Source organism: Rhizobium sp. RAF36 (genome assembly GCF_052114105.1).
In the GTDB taxonomy this organism is placed as follows: Bacteria; Pseudomonadota; Alphaproteobacteria; order Rhizobiales; family Rhizobiaceae; genus Rhizobium.
In genome coordinates this window covers 1,112,943-1,138,347 of sequence record NZ_JBFREC010000001.1, presented here as the reverse complement: position 1 = coordinate 1,138,347, position 25,405 = coordinate 1,112,943, and the positions used below count along the sequence as shown (strand labels likewise).

Here is a 25,405-nt window from a genome sequence, read left to right as displayed (position 1 = left end):
GCGATCGGCGCGGATTTCCCAAGGAAGTCCGGGTTCGGTCGTTTTGACATGTACGAACCCCAAATATGAACGAGCGGCCCTACGGAGGGCGGCATAACGAAGCCCTCTTGCCGGATGGCAACAGGAATGCAAGGAGAACAGGCGTGGCACGTATCGCTGGCGTCAACATCCCGACTGCGAAGCGCGTGATTATCGCGTTGACCTACATTCACGGGATTGGTCCGAAGTTTGCTAAGGAAATCATGGAGAAGGTCGGTCTTCCGGCCGACAAGCGCGTCCATCAGCTGACGGACTCCGAAGTGCTCCAGATCCGCGAAACTATCGACCGCGATTATCAGGTAGAAGGTGATCTTCGTCGCGACACCGCGATGAACATTAAGCGCCTGATGGACCTCGGCTGCTACCGCGGCCTTCGTCATCGTCGCGGCCTTCCGGTCCGCGGTCAGCGCACGCACACCAATGCTCGCACCCGCAAGGGTCCGGCAAAGGCGATCGCTGGTAAGAAGAAGTAATTTCCGGGAAACCGGGAAGGGGAGGCTGGCGGTCCGCCGGCCTCTTTTGAGTTTGGAGCGGTGCCTGTCGGGTATCGCTCTGGTGGAGCCGCTGGCATTACGGCGGTGACGATATCCAAGAAAGGGATAAGAATGGCCAAGGAAGCCGTACGCGTTCGCCGTCGCGAACGTAAAAACATCTCGTCGGGCGTGGCGCACGTCAACTCGACCTTCAACAACACGATGATCACCATCACCGACGCACAGGGCAACGCGATTGCCTGGTCGTCCGCTGGTGCCAAGGGCTTCAAGGGTTCGCGCAAGTCGACTCCGTTCGCTGCCCAGATCGCTGCTGAAGACTGCGCCAAGAAGGCTCAGGAACATGGCATGAAGTCGCTGGAAGTCGAAGTTTGCGGCCCGGGTTCCGGCCGTGAATCCGCTCTGCGCGCGCTCCAGGCTGCCGGTTTCATGATCACGTCCATCCGCGACGTGACCCCGATCCCGCACAATGGCTGCCGTCCGCGCAAGAAGCGCCGCGTCTGATCATCGCCACTCACAACGCCGGTGAGCGCAGTCGCGCTCCCGGCGCTTCTCAAGCTCGGTTGCCACGATTGGATGGTGGCAACGAACGGAAGGCAAAGATATGATTCAGAAGAACTGGCAGGAATTGATCAAGCCGAACAAGGTCGAGTTCTCTTCGAGCTCGCGCACCAAGGCGACGCTCGTAGCAGAGCCGCTGGAGCGCGGTTTCGGCCTCACCCTCGGCAACGCGCTTCGCCGCGTTCTGCTCTCCTCGCTGCGCGGTGCTGCAGTGACGGCAGTGCAGATCGATGGCGTGCTGCATGAATTCTCCTCGATCCCGGGCGTCCGCGAAGACGTTACGGACATCGTGCTCAACATCAAGGAAATCGCCATCAAGATGGATGGCGACGACGCAAAGCGCATGGTCGTGCGCAAGCAGGGCCCGGGCGTTGTAACGGCTGGCGACATCCAGACGGTCGGCGATATTGAAATCCTCAACCCCGAGCATGTGATCTGCACGCTCGACGAGGGCGCCGAAATCCGTATGGAATTCACCGTCAACAACGGCAAGGGCTACGTTCCGGCCGAACGCAATCGTGCGGAAGATGCTCCGATCGGTCTCATCCCGGTCGACAGCCTGTATTCGCCGGTCAAGAAGGTGTCCTACAAGGTTGAAAATACCCGCGAAGGACAGGTTCTCGACTACGACAAGCTGAACATGACCATCGAAACCGATGGCTCGATCTCCGGTGAAGACGCAGTCGCTTTCGCGGCTCGCATCCTCCAGGATCAGCTTGGCGTGTTCGTCAACTTCGACGAGCCGCAGAAGGAAACCGAGGAAGAAGCCGTCACCGAACTGGCTTTCAACCCGGCGCTCCTGAAGAAGGTAGACGAACTCGAACTGTCCGTTCGCTCGGCAAACTGCCTGAAGAACGACAACATCGTCTACATCGGCGACCTCATTCAGAAGACCGAAGCAGAAATGCTCCGCACCCCGAACTTTGGTCGCAAGTCGCTGAACGAAATCAAGGAAGTTCTCGCTTCCATGGGCCTGCACCTCGGCATGGAAGTGCCGGCATGGCCGCCCGAGAACATCGAAGATCTCGCAAAGCGTTACGAAGACCAGTATTAAGAACCAAAAAAGGCAGGCTCTGAGGCTGCCTTTCCCAGTCAAACAGCAGGCAGATCGCCTGTATGTGCCAGGAAACGGCAGGCCCGCTAGAAGCGAAGAGCCCTGCATCAAAGGAGAATAGCAATGCGCCACGCAAAAGCCGGCCGCAAGCTGAATAGAACTGCCAGCCACCGCAAGGCAATGTTTGCCAACATGGCGGCTTCGCTCATCCTGCATGAGCAGATCGTGACCACCCTGCCGAAGGCTAAGGAAATCCGTCCGATCGTTGAAAAGCTCGTCACCCTCGGCAAGCGCGGCGACCTGCACGCTCGCCGTCAGGCGATCTCGCAGATCCGCGACACCGCCGTCGTTTCGAAGCTGTTCGACGCGATTGCTACGCGCTACGCCACCCGCAACGGCGGCTACCTGCGCATCATGAAGGCTGGCTTCCGCCAGGGCGACAACGCCGCTCTCGCCGTCGTCGAATTCGTCGATCGCGACACCTCTGCCAAGGGCGCAGCCGACAAGGCCCGCGTCGAGGCAGAAGCTGCTGCTGCGGAAGCCGCATAAGTCATCCGGTTCTCCGGAAACAAAACAGCCGGGCTGCAAAGCCCGGCTGTTTTCGTTTGTGGTGGCGGGCTGCATTCAGTTCTGCAGATATTGCTGCAGGAAGTCTTTCACCCGCGCGAAGGACTGTTCGGCGGCGGCGGCATCGTATTCCTCCCTATGGCCGAGCATCATCTTCGGCGTTGCGACATCAGGCGCATCGAATGAGTGATAGGCACCAGGATAGACATCGAGTTCGATGGGAGGGCCTTTGCCGCTGAGATGCGAAATCCTCTGCCGGCAGCGTTCGACCGGGCTCCAATCGTCGACATCGCCGTTCAGGATCAAGGTCGGTACCGTCGCATCGCCGGCATGAGGTGCGCAGACCGGATAGTAGCCGACCGCTGCCTTGAATTTACGGTCCATAAGCTGTTCGTTGCCCTCGGCTTTCGTGGCTTCCAGCGCCGCGATCCCACCAGCGGAAAACCCCAGCAGCGCGACATGCCCGGCATCGACGAACGGCAAAGTGGCCAGATAATCGAGCGCGCCATAGGCATCGAACACGCGATCCGGCAGATAGCGTTGACAGGTGTTGTCGATATTGCGGGTCGTGAAGCTGTCGACGACAAGCACGGCGTAGCCCCATGAGGTCAAGCGTTGCGGCCAATAGGTCTTGGTGTTCGGATGGATGCCGCCACAGCCATGCATGACGACGACAGCCGGAAACGGACCGTCTCCCTCGGGTTGGCTTAGATAGCCCTGCAAGTGCGTGGCCTGGGATTGCGGAAGACTTATGCCTTCGTCTTTTATCTTGCGGGCGAGGAACGGGCTTGGCTTAACGACGGCACTGTCAAATCGCACCAACTGGTCCGCCTGAGCCGTCAGACCAGGCGGTACGGCGGCGAGGAGCAAGAATCCGAAAGCAAGCGCTGCAGTTTTCATGGGTCGGTCCCGCGCGCGATAGCGGCCATTCAAACACTATCCTTCACGGATATTGATTTAGGCGCTGAACTATCGGCGTCCATAGGCTTCGGACCTGCCGAATTGCCACAGCTTTCTATGCAGAAACGGCGCTCGCTTCGCCGCTAGCTCACCGTCGCCGCAGCCCGCCCTCTTTGGCGCCCTTGTGTCGCCCGTTTCCGGCTCCTGGCGATCGGCCGCCAGGACCGGTAGAGGATCAGCAGGATGATCAGGCCGACATAGATATATTGCTCGAGGTCGAGGATCTTGGTTGACAGCGCGAAGTGCAGGGCACCCGCGGCGGCGATGATGTAGATCAGCCTGTGCAGCCAGATCCATCTCATGCCCATCTTGCGGATCGAGAAATTGTTCGATGTGACGGCGAGCGGTACGAGCAGGGCGAGCCCCGCCATGCCGAACATGATGAAGGGCCGCTTCAACACGTCGTCCAGAACCGCGGACAGGTCTAGCGCCTGGTCGAGCACCATGTAGACGGTGAAATGCATCAGCGCATAGTAGAAGGTCAGCAGCCCCAGCGCCCGGCGGTAGCGCAGATAGTTCCAGCCGAGCAGGTCGCGGACCGGGGAGACGGCCAGCGTCAGTATCAGGAAGCGGATCGTCCAGAGGCCGAGGAAGAGCTCGAATGTCTTGACCGGGTCGGCGCCGAGCTGGTCGCTGGCGCCGAGATAGAAGGTCCATGCGGCGGGCAGCAGGCCGATGGCGTAGAGCGCCCAGACGGAAGCCGGCTGCCAGCGCTTCGGCAGACTGAACGAAAGATCCGCCATCAGAAATTCGCTCTCAGATCCATGCCGGAATAGAGGCTCGCCACCTCGTCGGCATAGCCGTTGAACGGTAGTGTCGGATGGCGGCTGGCACCGAAGAAGCCGCTTTCGCCGATCCGCCGCTCTGTCGCCTGGCTCCAGCGCGGGTGATCGACGGCCGGGTTCACATTGGCATAGAATCCGTATTCCTGGGCGTTGGTGACCTGCCAGGTGTTCTTCGGCTCCTTGTCGGTCAGCGAGATGCGCACAATCGACTTGATGCCCTTGAAGCCGTACTTCCATGGGACGACGAGGCGGATCGGCGCGCCGTTCTGGTTCGGCAGCGTTTCGCCATAGAGGCCGACGGCGAGCAGTGTGAGCGGATGCATGGCCTCATCGATACGCAGCCCTTCGACATAGGGCCATTCGAGCGATTGGAAGATGCCCTTCTGGCCCGGCATTTCTTCGGGCCGCACCACGGTCTCGAAGGCCACATACTTGGCGCTGCCCTGCGGCTCGACCTTGTTCAGGAGAGCGGCCAGCGGAAAACCGTCCCAGGGGATGACCATCGACCATGCTTCGACGCAGCGCATCCGGTAGGTGCGGCTTTCGATCGGGAATTCCTTCATCAGCGCATCGAGATCGAAGGTGCCGGGCTTGTTCACCATGCCATCGACCTTGACGGTCCAGGGCAGGGGCTTGAAGTCACCCGAGAGTGCTGCTGGATCGCCCTTGTCCAGGCCGAATTCATAGAAATTGTTGTAGGTCGTGACGTCCTTCAGTGGCGTCGTCTTTTCATCGACCGTATATTTGCTGTCGACGGCGTTGAGCGCTGCGGCACTCGCCTTTCCGGCGCCGTAGAGCGCCATGGCGCCGAGCGTCGCAGCGCCGAGAAACTCGCGGCGGCGCAGGTAGACCTGATGCGGGGTGATCTCCGACGAGCGGATTTTCGGGGGGCGGTAGGTCGGCATTTCAAACCTCCTGGGCTGGGGGCGGCCCAAATATCTCTTTAAACGCATGATGGGCGTTTTCAGATTAGTGTCTAGGCCTTGAACCAGCCTGACGGAAAGCCAATTTTTTGTGTTCGGATGTGAAGGAATAGCCTGTAACAAAAGGCTCCTTCGCTCCGTATATGCCCGATGGACGCCTTGGTGCGCCGTACCGGATTTGCCCTTGCCGGTAGTGACAGCCCCTGCCGATTGGATTAGGACAATTCCAAAATACGGCGATCGTCGGCCAGCAAACAGCTTTGCCGCCCTATATCGCAGATAAATCCGGCACTTTGAGGAACACACCGATGCCAGCCTATCGTTCGAGAACCACGACCCACGGCCGCAACATGGCGGGCGCGCGCGGCCTTTGGCGCGCCACGGGCATGAAGGACAGCGATTTCGGCAAGCCGATCATTGCGGTGGTGAATTCGTTTACGCAGTTCGTGCCCGGCCACGTCCACCTGAAGGACCTCGGCCAGCTGGTTGCCCGCGAAATCGAGGCAGCCGGTGGTGTCGCCAAGGAATTCAACACCATCGCGGTGGATGACGGCATCGCCATGGGCCATGACGGCATGCTCTATTCGCTGCCGTCGCGCGAATTGATCGCCGACAGCGTCGAATACATGGTCAACGCGCATTGCGCCGACGCTATGGTTTGCATCTCCAATTGCGACAAGATCACTCCCGGCATGCTGATGGCGTCGCTGCGCCTCAACATCCCGACGATCTTTGTCTCCGGCGGCCCGATGGAAGCCGGCAAGGTGGTTCTGAACGGCAAGACCCACGCCCTCGACCTCGTCGATGCCATGGTCGCTGCGGCCGACGACAAGGTCTCCGACGAGGACGTCAAGGTCATCGAGCGCTCGGCCTGTCCGACCTGCGGTTCGTGCTCCGGCATGTTTACCGCCAATTCGATGAACTGCCTGACGGAAGCGCTTGGCCTGTCGCTGCCCGGCAACGGCTCGACACTTGCCACCCATTCGGACCGCAAGGAACTCTTCCTCGAAGCCGGCCGCCGCGTCGTGGCTCTCGCCAAGCGTTACTACGAGCAGGACGATGCCACGGCACTGCCGCGCACCATCGCCAGCAAGGGCGCTTTCGAAAACGCCATGGCGCTGGATATCGCCATGGGCGGATCGACCAACACCGTTCTGCACATCCTGGCGGCTGCCCATGAGGGCGAAATCGACTTCACCATGGAAGACATCGACCGCCTATCGCGGCGCGTGCCCTGCCTGTCGAAGGTGGCGCCGGCGAAATCCGACGTCCACATGGAAGATGTCCATCGTGCCGGCGGCATCATGGCGATCCTCGGCGAGCTGAACCGCGCCGGCCTGATCAACGCCGGCCTGCCGACCGTCCATGCCCCAACGCTTGGCGATGCGCTGGCCGAGTGGGATATCTCGGTCACCGACAATCCGGCCGCCCTGAAGCTCTTCAGCGCAGCCCCCGGCGGCGTACCGACTCAGGTTGCCTTCAGCCAGAGCACACGCTGGGACGAGCTCGATCTCGACCGCGAGAAGGGCGTCATCCGCGATGCCCAGCACCCGTTCTCCAAGGATGGCGGCCTTGCCGTTCTGAAGGGCAATCTGGCGCTCGACGGCTGCATCGTGAAGACCGCAGGCGTCGATGAATCGATCTTGAAATTCTCCGGCCCGGCCAAGGTCTATGAAAGCCAGGATGCCGCCGTGAAGGCCATTCTCGGCAACGAAGTCGTCGCCGGCGATGTCGTCGTCATCCGCTACGAAGGACCGAAGGGCGGACCGGGCATGCAGGAAATGCTCTATCCGACCAGCTATCTGAAGTCGAAGGGCCTCGGCAAGGCCTGCGCGCTGATCACCGACGGCCGCTTCTCGGGCGGCACCTCGGGTCTGTCGATCGGCCACGCCTCGCCGGAAGCCGCCAATGGCGGCACCATCGGCCTCGTACAGCCGGGCGACATGATCGATATCGATATCCCGAACCGCACGATCAGCCTGCGCGTCAGCGACGCCGAGCTGGCAACACGCCGCGCCGAGCAGGACGCCAAGGGCTGGCGCCCGGCTGAAGTCCGCAAGCGCAACGTGACCACGGCGCTGAAGGCCTATGCGGCATTTGCAACAAGTGCCGATCGCGGTGCAGTGCGTATCCTGCCGGAATAACTCGATCCGGTTTGAGTTGAACCTGAGAGCAGCTGATTAAGAGTCAGCTGCTCTTTTCTTTTTCAGAGATGCCGTATTTCGGCAGGCGTGTTCCACCAGCTGTTATTGCGGCCGTCGAAATGCTGCAGCGGAGCCTCGGCAAGTTCCGACGGATCGAGGTCATCGAGGCAGGCGAGGTTGATCGAGACGTAGTCGCCGCCCACTTCCGCAACATAGCCGTGGCCATAGGGTGCCACGCCGCAGGTGATGCAGAAGCGGTGATGACCGGACATGCTGCCGAACTGGTAGTCGCCGATGCCTGCCTCCTCGCAGGTCAGCCGGAAATCCTCCGGCTTGATGTTGGTGCCCCAGTAGCGGCGCTTCCAGCAGATCGTGCAGTTGCATTTTCCCGTGCCGGCCTGCAGGTCGATATCGGCTTCGTAGCGGATCCGGCCGCAATGGCAGCTTCCGTGATAGGTCTTTTTCATCGCCTCTTTCCCTTGCGATCCCAAATCTAATATGACAACATATTGTCATTATTAAAAATGGACAACATGTTGTCAATATGAAATCGAAGCGAACAGCCGAGGGCGATGCATTCGCAGCATTCTCAATCGCGGTATTGCGGCTTGCGGGACATTTGCAGGCGGAAGGCGATACGCTCGCCAAGCCCGCGGGCCAGACCAGCGCCCGCTGGCAAGTCTTGGCCGCAGCCGACCATGCGCCGATGTCGGTTGCCGATGCAGCCCGCGCCTTGGGTCTGGCAAGGCAGGGGGTGCAGCGGGTCGCCGATCTTCTCGAAGGAGAGGGCCTGATCGCCTATCGCGACAATCCCGCGCACCAGCGGGCGAAACTCATGGAGTTGACCGAGGCGGGTAGAGTGGCCCTCAGTGACATACAAGGACGCCAGGCGAAATGGGCGGATCGGCATGGCGGGAAGTTCGGCGAGCAGCGGTTGCGCGAGGCGACTGCGGTAATTGCTGAGGTGCTGGCATCTCTGAGCGGCAAGCAGCAAGCGTAAGCTGCTTCGGATGGCCACGCATTGCTATCGGTAAGGAACTTCCTTACATTCAGCGAGAGGTGAGCAATGATCACAAGCAAGATAACGAGCAAAGCACAGACAACCATTCCGCAGGCTGTGCGTTCTGCACTGCGCCTTCGGGAAGGCGATTCCATTGTCTATACGCTCGAGGATGAAAACCGCGTCGTGATATCGCGGGCTGCCGAGCCGCTTGCCGACGATCCGTTCGCGGCCTTCTCCGAGTGGGACAGCGAAGCTGACCGGAAGGCCTATGCCGATCTTTGAGCGGGGCGATATCATAAGGGTGCCTTTCCCTTACACCGACCGCGACACGCGCCAGCGCCGCCCGGCGCTGGTCGTTTCCGCTGGTGCCCTCGGAGAGAACGAGGCGTTGGTGTGGGCCGTGATGATCACCTCAGCAGAAAACCGCCCGTGGGTTGGAGACGTCGCGATCGACGATCATCATGCCGCCGGCCTGCCAGCGCCGTCTGTCGTCCGTCCGGCCAAGATTGCGACTGTCGAGACGGGACAGATCGACAGGATCGGCCGGTTGCCCGATGCGACGCTCTCGGCTGTCATATCTACAATACGAGCCCATATTGGCGGCTGATGACTAAAGCGGCCTGTTGATATTCTTGTACGTCTCGCCAAGCTGCTTCAGCCGCTCGTCATAGACCGCCTTGATGCAGGCCGCGTCCGCCTGGCATTCCTGGCGTTTCTTCAGCCAGGCCGTCTGCTCGTCCTGCAGCGTGCCGCGTGAGCCCATGGCGAGCAAGCCGGAGAGCAGGTCGAAGGTGGTGACCATCTTCACATCTGCGTCGTTCAGCGCCCGGTTGTCGCAGATCGCCTTCTCGTCGGGCTTCAGCTCCTTGGCATCGCAATCGAAGCTCGCGGCATTCGCAAGCGGTACGAAGGTCGGGAGGAGAGTGAAGGCGAGGGCGATAGTGGCGGCTTTCATGCAGTGGATTCCTGTTTGCGGGTACGGCGCTCAGAGGAGCGCCCGGATCAGGAAGATGATGCAGCAAGCCCAGACGGCAAGGATGAAGATCAATCCGGTGCGGCTGACTGGGCGTTCTGCACGCTCTGCCGCCTGCGCCCGGAGTTCTGCCATCAGCGGTGGCGGGATGAGCCGGACCGCCAGCAGAATGCCGAGCGGCACGATGATGATGTCGTCGAGATAGCCAAGAACAGGAATGAAATCCGGGATGAGGTCGACCGGCGACAGCGCATAGGCGGCGACCGCGCCGGCAACGGCTTTGGCATGCCAGGGGACGCGCGGATCGCGTGCTGCGAGCCACAGGGCGACAATGTCACGCTTGAGTGACTTGGCCCATATTTTCGCTTGGCTTATCAGGCTCATATGCGCATTTCCTGAATCAATGTGGCAGGCTCCTCAATTGCTTTTTCGCGTGCTCGCTTCTTCCATGCTTCCGCCCTCTTTCCTTTCTAGCGTCCGGCGCTACAACACTGATCCTTGTAGCATTTCAGAAGGAAATACGATGCTAGGCCTGTCGAAACGTTCGTTTGTCCCGCTCTTTGCGCTCGCCGTGCTCCTGCCGCTCGGCGCGCATGCCGAGGATGCGAAAACCGTACCGCAGAGCCAAATGCAAATGCAGCTCTCCTTCGCGCCGCTGGTCAAGCAGACGTCAGGCGCGGTTGTGAACGTCTATGCCGAGAAGACCGTCCAGCGGCAGTCGCCTTTTGCCGGCGATCCCTTCTTCGAGCAGTTCTTCGGCCAGCAGATGCCGAACCGCTCCGAGAAGCAGTCCTCGCTCGGTTCCGGCGTCATCGTCGAGGCAAACGGTACCGTCGTCACCAACAACCACGTCATCGAGGGTGCCGACGACATCAAGGTAGCGCTGTCGGACGGGCGTGAATTCCCCTGCAAGGTGGTGCTGCGCGATGACCGCCTCGATCTCGCCGTCCTGAAGATCGAGACCAAGGCCAATTTCCCGACGCTGCCGATCGGCAACTCGGATGCTGTCGAAGTCGGCGATCTGGTTCTGGCGATTGGCAACCCGTTCGGCGTCGGCCAGACGGTGACGTCAGGCATCGTGTCGGCGCTCGCCCGCAACCAGGTGGTCAAGAACGAGTTCGGCTTCTTCATCCAGACCGATGCTTCGATCAACCCTGGCAATTCCGGCGGTGCGCTGATGAACATGAAGGGCGAGCTGATCGGCATCAACACTGCGATCTTCTCGCGCGGCGGCGGTTCCAACGGCATCGGCTTTGCCATCCCAGCCAATCTCGTCAAGGTGTTCCTGACCTCGGCCGATGCCGGCGTGAAGTCTTTCGAGCGGCCCTATGTCGGCGCCACCTTCGATGCCGTGACGTCAGAGGTCGCCGAGGCGCTCGGCCTGGACAAGGCCCGTGGCGCGCTGATCGTCAAGGTCACCGATGGCAGCCCGGCGCAGAAGGCCGGCCTCAAGGCAGGCGAGATCGTCACCGCCGTCAACGGCATTCCCGTCGAGCATCCCGATGCCCTTCTCTACCGCCTGACAACGGCCGGCCTCGGCAACACCGTCAAGCTTGGTGTCGTCGAAAACGGCGGCGAGCAGGAAGTGGCGCTGAAGCTCGATCGTGCCCCTGAAACCTCGCCGCGCGACCAGCGCACCATTGGCGGCCGCACACCCTTTACCGGCACCGTCGTCGAGAACCTGTCGCCGCGCGTTGCCGACGAGCTGCGCATGCCGACGGAATCATCAGGCGTCGTCGTTTCCGAGGTCAAGGAAGACTCTCCGGCCGCCCGTCTCGGTTTCGAGCCGAAGGATATTATCGTTGCCATCAACGGCACGCCGGTGCAGACGACCGAGCAACTGTCGCAGATCGCCGCTGATGATGCCGGCCTCTGGCGTGTCGAGATCGAGCGTGACGGCCAGCGGATCAGGCAGTTCTTCCGATGAGCAATGATCTGTTCGCCCCACGCGTTCCAGACGAGGTCGCCAACCGGCGGCCTCTTGCCGATCGTCTGCGGCCGCAGACGCTTTCGGAGGTCGCCGGTCAGGAACATCTGACCGGTGAGGACGGCGTTCTCAGGCGGATGATCGAAAGCGGATCGCTGGGGTCGATGATCTTCTGGGGTCCGCCCGGCACCGGCAAGACCACGGTGGCCCGGCTTCTCTCGGGCGAGGCGGGGCTGGCCTTCGAACAGATTTCGGCGATCTTCTCCGGTGTCGCCGATCTGAAGAAGGTGTTCGAAACCGCGCGGCTGCGGCGGATGGATGGACGCCAGACGCTACTCTTCGTCGACGAGATCCATCGCTTCAACCGGGCGCAGCAGGACAGCTTCCTTCCGGTCATGGAGGACGGCACCGTCATCCTCGTCGGTGCAACGACCGAAAACCCGTCCTTCGAACTCAACGCCGCTCTCCTGTCGCGTGCCCGCGTCCTGACCTTCAAGTCGCATGGCGAGGAGAGCCTCAGCGAATTGTTGACGCGCGCCGAAGCCGTCGAGCAGAAGCCGCTGCCGCTGACCGATGACGCGCGGGCAAGCCTGCTGCGCATGGCAGACGGCGATGGCCGGGCGATCCTGACGCTGGCCGAGGAGGTCTGGCGCGCGGCAAGGCCGGGCGAGGTCTTCGATACCGAGGGCTTGACGCGCATCGTCCAGCGCCGGGCTCCGGTCTACGACAAGGCACAGGACGGCCACTACAATCTGATTTCGGCGCTTCACAAATCGGTTCGCGGCTCCGATCCCGATGCCGCTCTTTACTATCTGGCGCGCATGTTCGATGCCGGCGAGGATCCTCTCTATCTCGGCCGCCGGCTGGTGCGGATGGCCGTGGAGGACATCGGCCTTGCCGATCCGCAGGCGCTGGTCATCTGCAATGCCGCCAAGGATGCCTACGATTATCTTGGCTCGCCAGAGGGCGAACTGGCGCTGGCGCAGGCCTGCGTCTATCTGGCCACGGCACCGAAATCCAACGCCGTCTATACCGCCTTCAAGGCCGCGACCATGGCCGCCAAGCAGAACGGCTCGCTGCTGCCGCCCAAGCACATCCTGAATGCCCCGACAAAGCTGATGAAGGATGAAGGCTACAACGACGGCTACCGTTATGACCACGATGAGCCGGATGCCTTTTCAGGTCAGGACTATTTTCCGGAAAAGATGGGCCGCAAGACCTTCTACGATCCGCCGGAGCGCGGTTTCGAGCGCGAGATCCGCAAACGGCTGGAATGGTGGTCCAAGCTCCGCAAAGAGCGTAATCCGCGCTGAACCTGCAGGGCGGCGGCTTTACGAAGCCTTCTTCTGAGCGCCAGGCGCTGCGATCACCTTGACGGCGGATTCCGCCAGCCCGTGATGGCCTTCCATATCGACGATCAGGTGCCAGTGGCCGCTGTCGGGGATCACCATTTTCACCGGCGATTTCTTGGCGACGCCGCCGATATATTTGAAATCGAGAACTTCCGTGAAACGCTGGAATTGCGGCGCCGTCATCAGGCGGACATTGTTGACCGCATTCAGCGCCACCTCGACGATCGTTCCGGCGCGCTGTTCGTGAAGGTCGTAGTGCTTGAAGCGGAAATTCGGCTTGGTCATCGGTCTCAAAAACTGGCTGCTGTCCGACGGCAATCTTAGTCTGTGCCAGTTAAAGAAAAGTTTGGCAGCCTGTGCGGGAAGGCTCCCGTCTTGGCACAACGGGAGCCTGCGCCCTCAATGCAGCCGGGGCTCGATCGCCTCGAAGACGGTGAGATCCGTCACGATCCCGTCTGCAGCACGGTAGATCTCGGCCGGGTTGTGATTGCACTCAGCGGCAGCGAAGTGAAGGGCGGCGGCCTCGTTGATGAAGAGGCCGCCGACCAGCCCGTCGCGGTCGGCAACGATCCACTGTCCGCGCCTGTTCCTGCCGATGGTGAAGCGGGCCGGCGCGGTGTTGCGTTGAAGCGGATCGGCGGACGCGGCGGAAGAAAGACGTGACATCGATATGTCCTTTCGAGATGTCTGGCTTACCGTTCAAATCTATGAAGAGACGGATTGCCTTTCCATTCGGCGCCGTGGCCGAATGTATAAGATTGTCATAGGGATAATGCGCGTTTCGGCGTGGCGGCGAAGGGCATCAGCGCCGCGGCGACCGCCTCTCTTGCTGCATCATCGGCGGCAACGAGCGGCAGGCGGACGTCTGCGCCAATGCCCGGATAGGCACTCAGCGCATACTTGATACAGGCAGGGTCGCCGCCGATGGCATCGATCAGCGCCGTCATGCGATCGGCAAGCGTGAGCGCCGCAGGCAGGTTGCCGCAAGCCGCGGCATGCTGCAGCGAGGTCACGAGTTTCGGAAGCACATCGCCGACAGGTGCAATTAGGCCGTCGCCGCCACAGGCAAGAAAAGCCGGGGCGCCGAGGGCATTGCCGGTGAAGAGATGAAGGCGGTCCCTGTAGCAGGCGAGCGTTGCCATATCGCCCTCGATGTCGAGCAGGCCGAAGATCGTGCCATCGGCAGAAAGTACGTCGAGCGTCGATGGCAGAAGCGGCGAGGCCGTTCGCGCAGGATCGTTGACGATGATCAGCGGCAGGCTGGTGGCCGCTGCCAGTTCGCGAAAGTGATGGAGGATGCCCTTCTGCCCCGGCTTCGAATAGTAGGGGACGGTGACCAGCGCCGCGCTAGCGCCGAGCGCTTCGGCCCGCCGCGTCGCTTCGATGGTCTGCGCCGTGCAGTTGGTGCCGGTCGCAGCAAGAACGGGAATGCGGTCATCGGCAACGCGCAGCACTGCCGAGAGAACCTTGTCGCGCTCGGCCTGCGAAAGCGCCGGGCCTTCGCCGGTAACAGTTCCAACCGCAAGCGCGCCGATGCCGCTGGCGATCTGCCATTCAGCCAGAATCTCGAGTGCCTTGATGTCGAGCGCGCCGTGGCGGAAAGGGGTGACGAGCGGGGTGATGGCGCCGGAAAGGCGCAGCGAAAGATTGGATCGCATCGAAGAGTTCAGATCCAGCTGACGATCACGTAGAGCTCGACGCAGGCAAGAATGACGCCGAACAGCATCAGCACCTGGGCCGTGCGCCTTTCACGCATGGCGCGGGCCTTGACGGCTCGGCGGGGCCGGTCGCGAAGCGGATTGGCGGGCATGACGTTGCGCATGGGATTACCTCTGCATTCTCCACAGAGGTTAAGGCCGCCAGGCGTAGGAAATCCATTCCGGGCAGCCGCGCGTCATATATGAAAAGAATAAATGGCGCAGGCCGGTAGCCATGCGACCAAATCGGAGGTCCGCGCTAGCTTGTTCGCCTGTTCTCGATATCGAGCTGCGAGGTCAGCGCAAGCACCACCTCGGACACCGGCGTCGGAACTGCCGCAAGGCGGCCCAGAGACACGACCATGCCGCTCAGCGGCACGATCTCCAGCGCCTTGCCGGCGAGCAAATCCTGCAGCATCGAGGTTCTGACGGCGCCGATATGGCGCGATTGCTCAAGGCGCTCCTCGATGGTGATCGAGAATGTGGCGCCCAGCGCGGTTCCAACGGCACGAACCTCGTTCATGATCTTGCCGACCATGTCGTAGAGCGCCGGGTCCGCCATGATATCGGTCATCAGGGCGCGCGTCAGCGCGCTCAGCGGATTGAAGGCGGCGTTGCCGGTGAGCTTGTTCCAGATGTCGTCGCGGATGCGTGGGGTTGTGGAGACATTCAGCCCGGCGCCCGTCAGCAGGCTCTTGATGCCTTCAAGATCGGCGCTCATTTCGCCGGAGGGTTCGCCAAGGATGTAGCGGCCATTGTTCGACAGCTGGATTTCGCCTGGCCTGACGACCTCGGCGCCCTGCATTGCCACGCAGCCGATGACGCGCTCCGGGCCGACAAGCCGCCACAGCCGCCCGGCCGGGTCGAGTTCCTCGAACTGCAGCTCGGCATGCTGGCTCTGGCTGTCGCGGTGGAAGTACCACCAGGGAATGCCGTTGAGGATCATCATCACCCGCGTTCCCTGCTTGAGGAGCGTGGCGATGCCTTCGGCGGCATCGCCGAGCTGATGCCCCTTGAGGCCGGTAATGATCAGGTCCTGCGGGGGCAGGGTGGACGGATCATCCGTAGCGGTGATCTCTACCGTGATCGGTTTCTCGCTGCCCGCCTCGAATAGCCGCAGGCCGTTTTCGCGGATGCTTTTGAGATGTGCGCCACGCGCCACCGCCGAAACGGTGACGCCGCTATCCGCGGACGCCAGCTTGGCCGCGATGGCGCCACCAAGCGCACCGGCGCCGTAAACGCAGATCGATTTGAAGGACATTGAGAGAGGTCTCCGCGAAGATGTAATCGTCGCGTTAGACTTAGGTCATTCGCACGCGATGGCGAATGACAATTTTTCACGAGCGCCCAAATTAGTGCGCAGTTGCGCCATCGACGAGTTCGGTGCGGCGCAGCTCATCGATTGCTGCGACCGCATCCTCCGCCGACCAGCCGGCGCGCAACGCAGCAGCCACCATCTTGATCTCGACTTCCTGCTCAAGCGCCAGGAAGAGCGGCTCAAGTGCTTCCTGAACAGTCAGCGTATGCTCGTGGGGTGGGGCGACGGTCTGGTGTGCGGCAATGCTAGGCATCTCAGCGGTACTCCTCTCCGTTGGCAATGATGATGATAAAGATGACATGAATCCGTCATAATGCGCAGCGGTGAAAAAGGTTCCGAATTTTCTTTCGGAGCGGCTGCATCTTGTTCTTTCGCCCCGCCTCTGCCTTCTTGCGCCTTTAGCCTTACACTCGATTCGCTGTTCCGCAACGAGGGCGGGGCATGAGTGAGGCATCAAAGGAGAGTACGATGAGCGACGCCAAGAGCGGCATTTCGGGACTGCGGCCGCGTATTACTGTCATCGGCGTCGGCGGCGGTGGCGGCAATGCGATCAACAACATGATCGCAGAAAATCTTGAGGGTGTCGATTTCATCGCCGCCAATACCGATGCCCAGGTGCTCGCCACCTCCAAGGCCTCGCGCCGCATCCAGCTTGGTGCGCATGTCACGGAAGGTCTCGGCGCGGGCTCGCTGCCTGAGGTCGGCCATGCGGCCGCCGAGGAATCGATCGACGAGATCATGGATCATCTGGCCGGTTCCCACATGTGCTTCGTCACCGCCGGCATGGGCGGCGGCACCGGCACGGGTGCCGCGCCCGTCATCGCCCACGCGGCGCGCCAGGCAGGCATCCTGACCGTCGGCGTCGTCACCAAGCCCTTCACCTTCGAAGGCAACCGCCGTATGCGCACGGCCGATGTCGGCATCGAGGCGCTGCGTCAGGCAGCCGATACCGTCATTGTCATTCCGAACCAGAACTTGTTCCGCATTGCCGATGCCAAGACGACTTTTGCCGACGCCTTCATGACCGCCGACCGCGTTCTCTACGCCGGCGTCGGCTGCATCACCGATCTGATCGTCAAGGAAGGCCTGATCAATCTCGACTTCGCCGACGTCAAGTCGGTCATGCGCGGCATGGGCCGGGCGATGATGGGCACAGGCGAAGCGGCAGGCGAAGGCCGTGCCATGAAGGCTGCAGAAGCCGCAATCGCCAACCCGCTGCTCGACGACATCTCGATGAAGGGCGCCAAGGGCGTGCTGATCTCGATCTCCGGCGGTTCCGACATGACGCTGTTCGAAGTCGATGAAGCGGCAAGCCGCATCCGCGACGAAGTTCAGGACGATGCCGACATCGTCGTCGGCGCGATCTTCGACCGCAATCTCGACGGCAAGTTCCGTGTCGCAGTTGTCGCAACCGGCCTCGATGGCAATGGCGCGCCAGCAGCTCCGGGCCACGCTGTGCAGCAGGCTCCGATCCGTACGCTGCAGTAAGTCACCGCTCGGTGATCAGCCGGTTGACGCCAACCGGCTGATCACCACATCCACGAAGGCCCTCAGCCTCGGCAGTCGCTTCAGATCGCGATGATAGCCGAGGAATGTATCGCGCCCCGGCGGCGCCTCCGGAACGTCGACGCGTTCCAGGCCTTCAAAATTGTCGCCAAGCGGCCGCGGCAGAACGGCCATTCCAGCGCCGAGGGCGCAGAGCGCTGCCTGCACATCGCGATTGTTGCTCCGCATGGTAATCGTCGCCTTCGGGAACATGCGGGTCACCCAATGCACATCGGGCATCTCGGCAAAGGCCTCGTCCATGGTGACGATGGCAAAGCCGCTGCCGTCGCCTGCCGTTGGGTGAGGGGTGCCTTTCGCAACGTAAAGGCCATAGCCGATATGCATCAGCTTGCGTGAAATAACCTCCGGCTCGGTGAATGGCTTGATGCGAAACACCAGATCGGCCTCGCGCCGGGACAGGTTGAGGAGCCGCGCATCCGTCAGCAATTCGACCGAGACCTTCGGATGTGCCAGCGAGAATTCCGCCAAGACAGGCGTCAGCATGTGAAGGCCGAACCAGTCCGAGCATGAAATCCGCAGCATTCCCTCAAGTGATCGCGTGCTGCCCTGCAGTTGCCGCTCCAGCGCAACGGCTTCCTCTTCCATCCGCAACGCATGCTGCAGAACGATGCTGCCCTCGTCTGTCAGCACGAATCCGTCGGCCGTTCGCTGGAACAGCATGTGACCGGTCGCAGCCTCCAGCGCCTTGAGCCGCCGCCCCATGGTCGGCTGTGTCTGGCCGAGCCTGCGGGCGGCCGCACCCAGCGTGCCTTCGCGGGCAATCGCGAGAAAGATCCTGACGTCGCTCCATTCCATGATCGCCTCATTCAATAATGAATGGACATCATGCGATATCTTTGATTTTCATTCAATCGTGTTGGGAAGATCATCCGCTCATCGAAAACGGAGTGACCGACATGAACACGATGAAAGCCCTGATCCTCGAAAACCACAATGCACCGTTCCGCCTGGCCGAGATCGGCCGTCCTAAACCGGGTGCCGGCGAAGTGCTGGTGCGCATCAAGGCAAGCGGCGTCAATCCGCTCGACACCAAGATCCGCGCCGGTGCTGCCGCCCATGCCCGCCAGCCGCTGCCTGCCATTCTCGGCATCGATCTCGCCGGTATCGTCGAGGAGATCGGCGAGGGCGTTTCCGGCTTCCGCCCCGGCGACGAAGTCTATGGCATGACCGGCGGTGTCGGCGGCGTGCAGGGCTCGCTGGCGGAATTCGCCGCCGTCGATGCCCGCTTGCTGGCGATCAAGCCCGCAAACCTGACAATGCGCGAAGCCGCCGCCTTGCCACTGGTCTTCATCACCGCCTGGGAAGGCTTGGTCGACCGCGCTGCGGTGAAGTCCGGCCAGACGGTACTGGTTCTCGGTGGTGCAGGCGGCGTCGGCCATGTCGCGGTGCAGATCGCCAAGGCATTCGGCGCTGACGTCTACGCTGCCGATGGTGCTGCCAAGGCGGACTATATCCGCAGCCTCGGTGCGACCCCGATCGATCACACCGCCGAAAGCGTCGAGGACTATATGGCGAGATATACCGGCGGCAAGGGCTTCGATATCGTCTATGACACCGTTGGCGGGGCAGGGCTCGATGCCGCCTTCAAGGCCGTCGAGCGTTTCGGCCATGTGGTGACCAGCCTTGGCTGGGGCACGCATGCGCTGGCTCCGCTTTCCTTCAAGGCGGCCACCTATTCCGGCGTCTTCACGCTGCTGCCGCTCCTGACCGGCGAGGGCCGCGAGCACCACGGCGAGATCATGCAGGAGGCAACCAGGCTGGCCGAAGCCGGAAAGCTGGCCCCGCGCCTCGACGCCCGCCGCTTCACGCTCGATGAGACCGCCGAGGCTCACCGCCTGATCGAGGAGCGCCAGGCCAAGGGCAAGCTGGTGATCGATATCGGCTGAGACGAGAAACGCCGCCCGTCATAAACGGGCGGCGTTTTCGTGTAGGCGACCTGCCTCAGGCGGCGAAATCGGTCGAAACGGCCAGCGCCCGCCAAGTGGAAAGTTCCTGCTCGACGAAGGCATTCTTCTCGCTAAGCTTCGCCACCGTATCGCTGCCGAAGGGCATGCGCAGCGGCGGGTTTTCGGCATTCACCAGCGTCACGATGCCGACTGCGAATTTCGCGGGATCACCCGGCTGGGCGTGATTGGCGCTGGCGGCGAAGTCCCGCATGTTGCCGGCCGGTGTTCCCACATAATCCGGGATCGAGGCCGGGCTGATCGACAGCGAATTGTCGGCTAGGAAATCCGTGCGGAAGAAGCCGGGCTCGACGATCGTTACCTTGATGCCGAACGGCTCGATCTCCGTCGCCAGCGATTCCGAAAGACCTTCGACCGCAAACTTGGTCGAGCCATAGACGCCCCAGCCGGGATAGCCGGCATAGCCGCCGATCGACGAGAAGTTCAGGACATGGCCAGAGCGCTGACGGCGCATATGCGGCAGCACTGCGCGGGTGACCTTCAACAGGCCGAAGACATTGGTCGCATAGATCTTCTCGATCTCATCGGCGGTGGCTTCCTCGACAGCGCCGAGCAATCCGTATCCTGCATTGTTGACCAGAATGTCGATGCGGCCGAAGCGCTGGACGGCCGCTGCCGCCGCTTCCTGCGCCTGTCGCTCGTCGGTGACATCGAGTGCGGTAGCCAGCAGATTGGGGTGGTCGCCGATAGCATCGATGACGGTCTTGGGATTGCGGGCAGTGGCGACGACGGCGTCGCCTGCGGCAAGCGCTTCCTTGGTCATCAGCGCGCCAAAGCCGCGGGATGCACCAGTGATGAACCAGACTTTCATGACACGTTCCTTTCAGATCTCTCTTCGTTGTGTGCCGGTCTCTCTGTGCCGGTGAGGAGAATTTGACCTGAAAGCGGCTCATGCATAAGATTTGTTATTTTCCGAATTATGCTGAGTGAAATTCATCAATGCGTGCGACCGATCTTTCCGAAATGGCGGCGTTTGCGGCCGTTGCCCGGCATCTCAGCTTTCGTAAGGCAGGCGAGGAAAGGGGCGTGACGGCTTCGGCGATCAGCCATGCGGTGCTCAATCTCGAAGAGCGGATCGGCATCCGGCTGCTCAACCGCACCACCCGCAGCGTGTCGCTGACGGAAGCCGGATTGCTCCTCAAATCGCATCTCGATCCCGCCTTCGGCGAGATCAGCTCGGCGCTCGATGCGCTGAACCAGTTTCGCGACACGCCCTTCGGCAAGGTGCGCCTCAACGTTGCCAATTCGATCGCGCCTTTCGTCATCGGCCATATCATCGGTCCGCTCCTGTCCAAGAACCCCAATCTGCAGCTGGAGATCAGCGCCACCGACCGGCTGGTCGATATCGTCGAGGAAGGCTTCGATGCCGGCATCCGCTTCGGTGAGCGCGTCACGGAGGGGATGATCGCGCTGCGCATCCGCCCGCGCCTGCGTCTCGTCGTCGTCGGCTCGCCCGCCTATTTCGAGCACCGCCCGAAGCCACTGACGCCGCATGATCTGAAGCGCCATCTCTGTATCCAGAACATGTATCCCTCCGGCGTGCGCTATCCCTGGGATTTCGAGCGCGACGGACAGACGATCACCTTCCATCCGAACGGACCGCTGTCGCTCGACGATCACGAGCTGATGACGCAAGCGGCCCTCGGCGGCGTTGCTCTCGCCTATGTCTGGGAAAACCGCGTCGCCGAGCATGTCGCCGCCGGGCGCCTGATCAAGGTGCTCGACGACTGGTGCCAACCGGAGGAACCGCTCTACCTCTACTATCCCAGCCGCCGCCACATGTCCGCTGGCTTCCGGGCGCTGATCGAGGCGATCAAGGCGGAATAGGTGGGGCAATCTGGAAATCGGGCAAAATCGCCCTACATGTTTATTGTTACCTTCTGCCTCCCAAAGGCACTCCCAAAACATCAGGAATAGACCATGTCCCAAGACAACGCCCCCGTCTGGTTCATCACCGGCTGCTCGACAGGCTTTGGCCACGAGCTGGCCAAGCTCACCATCGCCCGCGGCTGGCCGACCATCGTCACGGCCCGCGACAAGGCGCGTGTCGCCGACCTCGCCGAAGGCCACGACAATGCGCTGGCCGTTGCCCTTGACGTCACCGGCCAGGGACAGATTGCAAGTGCGGTCAAGGCTGCCGAGGAGCGCTTCGGCCGCATCGATGTTCTCGTCAACAATGCCGGCTACGGCTACCAGTCCTCGATCGAGGAAGGCGACGACAAGGAGATCCGCGATCAATTCGAAGCCAATGTTTTCGGCCTCTTCGCCATGACCCGTGCCGTGCTTCCCGGCATGCGCACCCGCCGCCGCGGCCACATCATCAATATCACCTCGGTTGCCGGCTTCATCGGATTCCCGGCCTCGGGCTATTATTCGGCGAGCAAGCATGCCGTCGAAGGCTTCTCGGATTCGCTCGCTGCCGAAACGGCGGCACTCGGCATCCAGGTCACCTGCGTCGAGCCCGGACCGTTCCGCACCGATTGGGCCGGCCGTTCGCTGCGCCAGACCGAGAGCAAGATTGGCGACTATGCCGAGACCGCTGCCGGCCGCATGAAGCAGACGGCGGGCTATAGCGGCCAGCAGCCGGGCGATCCGGTGCGCGCTGCCGAAGCGATGATCAAGATCACGCAAGTCGAGAAGGCGCCGCGCCATCTCGTGCTCGGCGCCTTCGGCTACGAGGCGGTCACCAAGAAGCTTGCCGAGCGTCTGGCGCTCGTCGAAGCCTGGAAGGAAACCAGCATCGGCGCTGATTTTCCGAAAGACTGAGCCGAAGACGTAGCAAGCCTTTGACTTCTGCGGCCGTCCTGTTCGATGATCGGGCAGGGCGGCCGTTTGGTTTCGGAGGGATGAATGCGTGACCGGTTATTGTCTACAGCAGCTGGCGTGAGGGCGGCCGGGTTTGCATTGGCACTGCTGCCGGGCTTTCTGGTTGCGGCGGATGCCGGCGCCGCCGATATTCCGCCGCAGAGCGCGCAATCGAAACAGCAGGTCGAGCAATTGACCGGGCGCTGGAAAGAGCATTTCGCCGATGCCGCGACCCCGGAAAAGCGCGCCGCAGCCTTCCGCAGCTTCATGGCTGACAATCCCGAGCCGGCCCGCGTGCAAATCCGCCACATGGATGCCGATGGAGTCGAGGCCGATCTCATTTGGCCGGCCCGGCTTCACCACCCGCTCGGCCGCCGCGGCATTCTTTATGTGCATGGCGGCGGCTTCCACGGCGGCTCGCCGCGCACCCACCGGCTGCTGGCCGGATCGCTCGCCAAGGCTGCCTCCTCGGACGTGCTGGTGATCGACTACCGGCTGGTCCCCGAGGGCCGCTATCCCGCACAGATCGACGATATCAGGACCGCCTATCGCTGGATGCTGGAAAACGGTTATGAAAGCGGCAACATCATCCTTGCCGGTGATGGCACCGGCGCCAATCTGGCGATCGAGGCCGTTCTGCGCCAGAAGAAGGCCGGCCGCCAGCTGCCCGCCGCCGTCATTGCGCTCAGCCCGGTGACCGATCTTTCCGCCAGCGGCGTCTCGATGACGTCGAATGCCGCCACCGATCCCGTCATCACCAAGGCTGGCATCGAGGCGCTGGCCAAGCCCTATCTCGGCGCGACGGCGCCTGACAATCCAGACGTTTCGCCGCTCTTTGCCGATCTTTCCGGCCTGCCGCCGCTCTTCCTGCAGGTCTCGGACAGCGAAGCGCTGCTCGACGACACCCTGCGGCTCGCCGACAAGGCGAAGGCGGCAGGTGTCGAGGTGACGCTGGAGGTCTGGCCGGGCTTGATCCACGGCTGGCAGCTCTTCCCGCATCTGCTTGCCGATGCCGACAGCTCCAACCAGCGCGTCGCCGAATTCGCCATGCGCCATTTCGCCGACACCCCGCAGCAGTGATTTTCAAGGAGACCGATGATGGTTAAGGCAGCCTATGTGCTTGGCACGCTTCTGGTGCTGGTCGGTCTTGTCTGGATCGGGCAGGGCAGCGGCTATTTCCCCTATCCTGCCGAGAGCTTCATGATCGACCAGACGCCCTGGATCTATTGGGGCGCGCTGGCGGCTGCCGCCGGTGCTGTAGTGATTGCGCAGGCGAGGCGGCGCAGTCGATAGGACCGGCTGGCCGACGCAATGGTTGAGACCAGGGTCGGGCGATACCGGTCTGCTTGCTGACGACAGGGGCCATTCACCGCGCACCCGCGGTGAATGGCTTTGGTCCGCCAAATCGATGCCGCACTCCGGCGCATTGGATCCCGGCGGCAAGTGCGGGGTTAAAATGAGCGTGGCGCTCACACCGGATTGCAGGTCATCCCGTTGCGCCGCGCATTGTCGATGCAATCGCTTTTATTGACATAGGCTTCAGTCGACGCACCCACGATGTCGCCGTTGCGCGCGGTTCGCCGCCAGCGCCAGCCGTTGCTTTGATAGATCTCCCAAGTGTCGCCATTTGATTCCTTGCAGCTCGCCATTTTTCCTCCCGTCAGTGTTGCGTGATCGGGCAAACCTAAGCGAGAAAAGTCGCCTGCTCCACGAACTGGCTACAGCCGCTGGATGGTGAAAAAGAGGGTGGCGATTGCAGCCTCAAACGAGCCCGTCGATCGGCCGTCCGATGGCAAGCGACTTGCGCAGATTGGGATCGAGCCGTTCGGCGTAAACGTGGTCTGGCGCGGCACCGAGCGCGTCGAGCATCTTGGAGAAGAAGCAGCGCGCCGCAGCCGCCGCCGTGATGTCGAAGATCTCCGCGTCGGAAAGCCCGTGCGTCTTCAGGGCATCGACATCCTGCTGGGTGACGGTCGTGGCATCGCGCACCACCTTGGCGGCAAACGCCATGATCGCCCGTTCGGCCGCATCGACCGGCGCCTTCTCAGCCCCACCCGCTGTCGCAGCCAGCCCGTCATTGGTAAAACCCTCACGCAGCAGCACGGAACCATGGGCCAGCATGCAATAGGACGACTTGAGCTCCCGCGCAGCAGCCAGCGTCACCAGCTCATAGCGCCTCAGCGTCATATGGCTGCGAATACTGGACAACAGCGCTCCCCAATGCTCCATCACCTCCGGCCTGTGCCCGAAGGCGCGGTACATGTTCGGCAGATAACCGTAGCTGGCCTCTGCCGAGGCGTACATCGACGCGGTCTTGTCGTTCTCGGATGCATGGGGCGTATGAATGAAGGCCATGGCGCGATCCTCCTTCGCTGAGACAAAGAGGATAGTCCAAAATGCCGGTGCGGCAAGCGGGTCGGAGTTGGCAGTGGTGCGGCGCTGGCCAACCTCGTCCTTCGAGGCTGCGCTCTAGCGAGCTTCGCGCCTCAGGATGAGGTTGGAGTGGGCGATGCGGCAGGTCGTCAGGATCGTCGCGATACAGACGCTGCAGCTCCTCGCGAAAACAGGCTGGCACAAACGATCAGCCCTCATCCTGAGGCGCGCAGGCGAGGCCGGAGCCTCGAAGGACGGGGTGGGTTAGGCGGTGGCCAACCTCGTCCTTCGAGGCTGCGCTCTAACGAGCGCAGCACCTCAGGATGAGGTTGGAGTGGGTGATGCGGCAGGTCGCCAGGATCGTCGCGATACAAAGGCTGCGGCTCGCGAAAACAGGCTGGCGCAACCGACCAGCCCTCATCCTGAGGCGCGCAGGCGAAGCCGGAGCCTCGAAGGACGAGGGCGGGTTGCAACTGAAACACCCGCTATGGTAGATTTGAGCCGCGGTTGGGGGGCACGCGATGGAAGTGACCGTTTACATTCTGAGATGCCGCGACGGCGCCTATTATACCGGGCTGACCAAGCAGAATATCGAGGCCCGCTTATGGGAGCACAATGCTGGTGTCTACGACGGCTACACCGCCAAGCGCCTGCCCGTCGAGCTCGTCTTCACCGAAACCTATGACCGCATTATCGATGCCATCGCCCGCGAGCGCCAGATCAAGGGCTGGTCGCGGCGCAAGAAGGAAGCGCTTATAGCACTGGACTATGAGGGGTTGCCGGGATTGTCAAAGCGTGGACCGGTTGCGGCTAAGTCGTGAGGTGGCCAGCCCCGTCCTTCGAGGCTGCGCCCTACCGGGCTTCGCACCTCAGGATGAGGCTGGAGTGGGTGTCCCGCGATGG

Annotated in this window: 33 protein-coding genes; 17 read left to right on the top strand and 16 right to left on the bottom strand. The window is 62.1% G+C overall.

Going from position 1 to position 25,405, the window contains the following annotated elements; genetic code table 11:
• The first annotated feature begins 143 nt into the window (after window positions 1–143).
• The 4 genes from rpsM (at window position 144) to rplQ (ending at window position 2,694) form a co-directional block, all read left to right on the top strand.
• Window positions 144–512 (top strand): 30S ribosomal protein S13, encoded by a 369-nt coding sequence (rpsM, locus tag AB4Z25_RS05740; RefSeq protein ID WP_112387892.1) that lies wholly within the window; start codon window positions 144–146, stop codon window positions 510–512.
• A 132-nt stretch (window positions 513–644) separates the two neighbouring features.
• Entirely contained in the window at window positions 645–1,034 is a 390-nt protein-coding gene (gene rpsK, locus AB4Z25_RS05735; protein ID WP_003547577.1) for a 30S ribosomal protein S11, read from the top strand.
• Between the two features lie 100 nt (window positions 1,035–1,134).
• Window positions 1,135–2,145, top strand: coding sequence for a DNA-directed RNA polymerase subunit alpha (locus AB4Z25_RS05730; RefSeq protein WP_112387893.1), 1,011 nt, complete (start codon window positions 1,135–1,137; stop codon window positions 2,143–2,145).
• 123 nt (window positions 2,146–2,268) lie between these two features.
• Window positions 2,269–2,694, top strand: coding sequence for a 50S ribosomal protein L17 (rplQ, locus tag AB4Z25_RS05725; protein WP_112387894.1), 426 nt, complete (start codon window positions 2,269–2,271; stop codon window positions 2,692–2,694).
• Between the two features lie 75 nt (window positions 2,695–2,769).
• Here rplQ and AB4Z25_RS05720 read toward each other — a convergent pair whose 3' ends face one another.
• The 3 genes from AB4Z25_RS05720 to msrP form a co-directional block, all read right to left on the bottom strand.
• A complete protein-coding gene (locus AB4Z25_RS05720; RefSeq protein ID WP_112539789.1) occupies window positions 2,770–3,612 on the bottom strand; it encodes a dienelactone hydrolase family protein in 843 nt (280 codons plus the stop codon).
• A gap of 143 nt (window positions 3,613–3,755) precedes the next feature.
• Complete coding sequence (msrQ, locus tag AB4Z25_RS05715) at window positions 3,756–4,415, bottom strand: protein-methionine-sulfoxide reductase heme-binding subunit MsrQ (RefSeq protein WP_112539787.1); 660 nt, start codon at window positions 4,413–4,415, stop codon at window positions 3,756–3,758.
• Entirely contained in the window at window positions 4,415–5,362 is a 948-nt protein-coding gene (gene msrP / locus AB4Z25_RS05710; RefSeq protein WP_112539785.1) for a protein-methionine-sulfoxide reductase catalytic subunit MsrP, read from the bottom strand. Before msrP ends, msrQ begins: the two co-directional genes overlap by 1 nt.
• 326 nt (window positions 5,363–5,688) lie before the next feature.
• On the opposite strand from msrP, the gene ilvD reads away from it, so the two are divergent.
• Window positions 5,689–7,524 (top strand): dihydroxy-acid dehydratase, encoded by a 1,836-nt coding sequence (gene ilvD / locus AB4Z25_RS05705; protein WP_112539783.1) that lies wholly within the window; start codon window positions 5,689–5,691, stop codon window positions 7,522–7,524.
• A 62-nt stretch (window positions 7,525–7,586) separates the two neighbouring features.
• On the opposite strand, the gene AB4Z25_RS05700 is transcribed toward ilvD, so the two are convergent.
• A complete protein-coding gene (locus AB4Z25_RS05700) occupies window positions 7,587–7,991 on the bottom strand; it encodes a GFA family protein (RefSeq protein ID WP_112539781.1) in 405 nt (134 codons plus the stop codon).
• A gap of 77 nt (window positions 7,992–8,068) precedes the next feature.
• On the opposite strand from AB4Z25_RS05700, the gene AB4Z25_RS05695 reads away from it, so the two are divergent.
• The 3 genes from AB4Z25_RS05695 to AB4Z25_RS05685 all read left to right on the top strand — a co-directional run bounded on the left by AB4Z25_RS05695 (window position 8,069) and on the right by AB4Z25_RS05685 (window position 9,134).
• Window positions 8,069–8,524 carry a MarR family transcriptional regulator gene (locus tag AB4Z25_RS05695; RefSeq protein ID WP_112539779.1) on the top strand — a complete coding sequence of 152 codons (456 nt, stop codon included), beginning with the start codon at window positions 8,069–8,071 and terminating at the stop codon, window positions 8,522–8,524.
• Window positions 8,525–8,590: 66 nt separating this feature from the next.
• Window positions 8,591–8,809: a type II toxin-antitoxin system PrlF family antitoxin gene (locus AB4Z25_RS05690; protein WP_112539777.1), complete on the top strand. Its 219-nt coding sequence runs from the start codon at window positions 8,591–8,593 to the stop codon at window positions 8,807–8,809.
• Window positions 8,796–9,134, top strand: a complete 339-nt coding sequence (locus tag AB4Z25_RS05685; RefSeq protein ID WP_112539775.1) for a type II toxin-antitoxin system PemK/MazF family toxin — start codon at window positions 8,796–8,798, stop codon at window positions 9,132–9,134. The genes AB4Z25_RS05690 and AB4Z25_RS05685 overlap by 14 nt, the downstream gene beginning before the upstream one ends.
• 3 nt (window positions 9,135–9,137) lie before the next feature.
• Here the strand turns inward: AB4Z25_RS05685 and AB4Z25_RS05680 are convergent, their stop codons facing one another.
• The gene (locus AB4Z25_RS05680) at window positions 9,138–9,482 is read right to left on the bottom strand and encodes a lysozyme inhibitor LprI family protein (RefSeq protein WP_112539773.1); all 345 of its coding nucleotides are present in this window, start codon (window positions 9,480–9,482) and stop codon (window positions 9,138–9,140) included.
• Between the two features lie 30 nt (window positions 9,483–9,512).
• The gene (locus tag AB4Z25_RS05675) at window positions 9,513–9,884 is read right to left on the bottom strand and encodes a YkvA family protein (RefSeq protein ID WP_112539771.1); all 372 of its coding nucleotides are present in this window, start codon (window positions 9,882–9,884) and stop codon (window positions 9,513–9,515) included.
• Window positions 9,885–10,023: 139 nt separating this feature from the next.
• Here AB4Z25_RS05675 and AB4Z25_RS05670 point away from each other — a divergent pair, with 139 nt between their 5' ends.
• Both AB4Z25_RS05670 and AB4Z25_RS05665 read left to right on the top strand, forming a co-directional pair.
• A complete protein-coding gene (locus AB4Z25_RS05670; RefSeq protein ID WP_112539769.1) occupies window positions 10,024–11,427 on the top strand; it encodes a DegQ family serine endoprotease in 1,404 nt (467 codons plus the stop codon).
• Window positions 11,424–12,740 (top strand): replication-associated recombination protein A, encoded by a 1,317-nt coding sequence (locus tag AB4Z25_RS05665; protein WP_112539766.1) that lies wholly within the window; start codon window positions 11,424–11,426, stop codon window positions 12,738–12,740. Before AB4Z25_RS05670 ends, AB4Z25_RS05665 begins: the two co-directional genes overlap by 4 nt.
• Window positions 12,741–12,758: 18 nt before the next feature.
• On the opposite strand, the gene AB4Z25_RS05660 is transcribed toward AB4Z25_RS05665, so the two are convergent.
• From AB4Z25_RS05660 to AB4Z25_RS05635, 6 genes are all read right to left on the bottom strand, one after another.
• Window positions 12,759–13,064: a DUF1883 domain-containing protein gene (locus AB4Z25_RS05660; RefSeq protein ID WP_112387906.1), complete on the bottom strand. Its 306-nt coding sequence runs from the start codon at window positions 13,062–13,064 to the stop codon at window positions 12,759–12,761.
• 114 nt (window positions 13,065–13,178) lie between these two features.
• The gene (locus AB4Z25_RS05655) at window positions 13,179–13,445 is read right to left on the bottom strand and encodes a hypothetical protein (RefSeq protein ID WP_112539764.1); all 267 of its coding nucleotides are present in this window, start codon (window positions 13,443–13,445) and stop codon (window positions 13,179–13,181) included.
• 95 nt (window positions 13,446–13,540) lie between these two features.
• Entirely contained in the window at window positions 13,541–14,437 is an 897-nt protein-coding gene (locus AB4Z25_RS05650) for a dihydrodipicolinate synthase family protein (protein WP_112539763.1), read from the bottom strand.
• An 8-nt stretch (window positions 14,438–14,445) separates the two neighbouring features.
• Window positions 14,446–14,601, bottom strand: coding sequence for a hypothetical protein (locus AB4Z25_RS05645; protein WP_162698787.1), 156 nt, complete (start codon window positions 14,599–14,601; stop codon window positions 14,446–14,448).
• Window positions 14,602–14,735: 134 nt separating this feature from the next.
• Window positions 14,736–15,737, bottom strand: a complete 1,002-nt coding sequence (locus AB4Z25_RS05640; RefSeq protein WP_112539761.1) for a 2-dehydropantoate 2-reductase — start codon at window positions 15,735–15,737, stop codon at window positions 14,736–14,738.
• A gap of 91 nt (window positions 15,738–15,828) precedes the next feature.
• Window positions 15,829–16,047: a hypothetical protein gene (locus tag AB4Z25_RS05635; RefSeq protein ID WP_112539759.1), complete on the bottom strand. Its 219-nt coding sequence runs from the start codon at window positions 16,045–16,047 to the stop codon at window positions 15,829–15,831.
• A 215-nt stretch (window positions 16,048–16,262) separates the two neighbouring features.
• On the opposite strand from AB4Z25_RS05635, the gene ftsZ reads away from it, so the two are divergent.
• Window positions 16,263–17,282 (top strand): cell division protein FtsZ, encoded by a 1,020-nt coding sequence (ftsZ, locus tag AB4Z25_RS05630; RefSeq protein ID WP_112387911.1) that lies wholly within the window; start codon window positions 16,263–16,265, stop codon window positions 17,280–17,282.
• Window positions 17,283–17,297: 15 nt separating this feature from the next.
• On the opposite strand, the gene AB4Z25_RS05625 is transcribed toward ftsZ, so the two are convergent.
• On the bottom strand, window positions 17,298–18,155 hold the full coding sequence (locus tag AB4Z25_RS05625) for a LysR family transcriptional regulator (RefSeq protein ID WP_112539824.1): 858 nt from the start codon (window positions 18,153–18,155) through the stop codon (window positions 17,298–17,300).
• 101 nt (window positions 18,156–18,256) lie between these two features.
• On the opposite strand from AB4Z25_RS05625, the gene AB4Z25_RS05620 reads away from it, so the two are divergent.
• The gene (locus AB4Z25_RS05620; protein ID WP_442207896.1) at window positions 18,257–19,246 is read left to right on the top strand and encodes a zinc-dependent alcohol dehydrogenase family protein; all 990 of its coding nucleotides are present in this window, start codon (window positions 18,257–18,259) and stop codon (window positions 19,244–19,246) included.
• A gap of 55 nt (window positions 19,247–19,301) precedes the next feature.
• Here the strand turns inward: AB4Z25_RS05620 and AB4Z25_RS05615 are convergent, their stop codons facing one another.
• Window positions 19,302–20,135 carry an oxidoreductase gene (locus AB4Z25_RS05615; RefSeq protein WP_112539757.1) on the bottom strand — a complete coding sequence of 278 codons (834 nt, stop codon included), beginning with the start codon at window positions 20,133–20,135 and terminating at the stop codon, window positions 19,302–19,304.
• 128 nt (window positions 20,136–20,263) lie between these two features.
• On the opposite strand from AB4Z25_RS05615, the gene AB4Z25_RS05610 reads away from it, so the two are divergent.
• The 4 genes from AB4Z25_RS05610 to AB4Z25_RS05595 all read left to right on the top strand — a co-directional run bounded on the left by AB4Z25_RS05610 (window position 20,264) and on the right by AB4Z25_RS05595 (window position 23,422).
• A complete protein-coding gene (locus AB4Z25_RS05610; RefSeq protein ID WP_112539755.1) occupies window positions 20,264–21,151 on the top strand; it encodes a LysR family transcriptional regulator in 888 nt (295 codons plus the stop codon).
• Window positions 21,152–21,244: 93 nt separating this feature from the next.
• Window positions 21,245–22,090, top strand: coding sequence for an oxidoreductase (locus AB4Z25_RS05605; protein WP_112539753.1), 846 nt, complete (start codon window positions 21,245–21,247; stop codon window positions 22,088–22,090).
• An 84-nt stretch (window positions 22,091–22,174) separates the two neighbouring features.
• Window positions 22,175–23,209 carry an alpha/beta hydrolase gene (locus AB4Z25_RS05600; RefSeq protein WP_112539752.1) on the top strand — a complete coding sequence of 345 codons (1,035 nt, stop codon included), beginning with the start codon at window positions 22,175–22,177 and terminating at the stop codon, window positions 23,207–23,209.
• Window positions 23,210–23,227: 18 nt separating this feature from the next.
• On the top strand, window positions 23,228–23,422 hold the full coding sequence (locus AB4Z25_RS05595) for a hypothetical protein (RefSeq protein ID WP_112539750.1): 195 nt from the start codon (window positions 23,228–23,230) through the stop codon (window positions 23,420–23,422).
• Window positions 23,423–23,598: 176 nt separating this feature from the next.
• Here the strand turns inward: AB4Z25_RS05595 and AB4Z25_RS05590 are convergent, their stop codons facing one another.
• Entirely contained in the window at window positions 23,599–23,778 is a 180-nt protein-coding gene (locus AB4Z25_RS05590) for a DUF1508 domain-containing protein (RefSeq protein WP_112539748.1), read from the bottom strand.
• Window positions 23,779–23,890: 112 nt separating this feature from the next.
• A complete protein-coding gene (locus AB4Z25_RS05585) occupies window positions 23,891–24,484 on the bottom strand; it encodes a carboxymuconolactone decarboxylase family protein (protein ID WP_112539746.1) in 594 nt (197 codons plus the stop codon).
• Between the two features lie 539 nt (window positions 24,485–25,023).
• Here AB4Z25_RS05585 and AB4Z25_RS05580 point away from each other — a divergent pair.
• Window positions 25,024–25,323, top strand: a complete 300-nt coding sequence (locus AB4Z25_RS05580) for a GIY-YIG nuclease family protein (protein WP_112539744.1) — start codon at window positions 25,024–25,026, stop codon at window positions 25,321–25,323.
• Window positions 25,324–25,405: the final 82 nt, after the last annotated feature.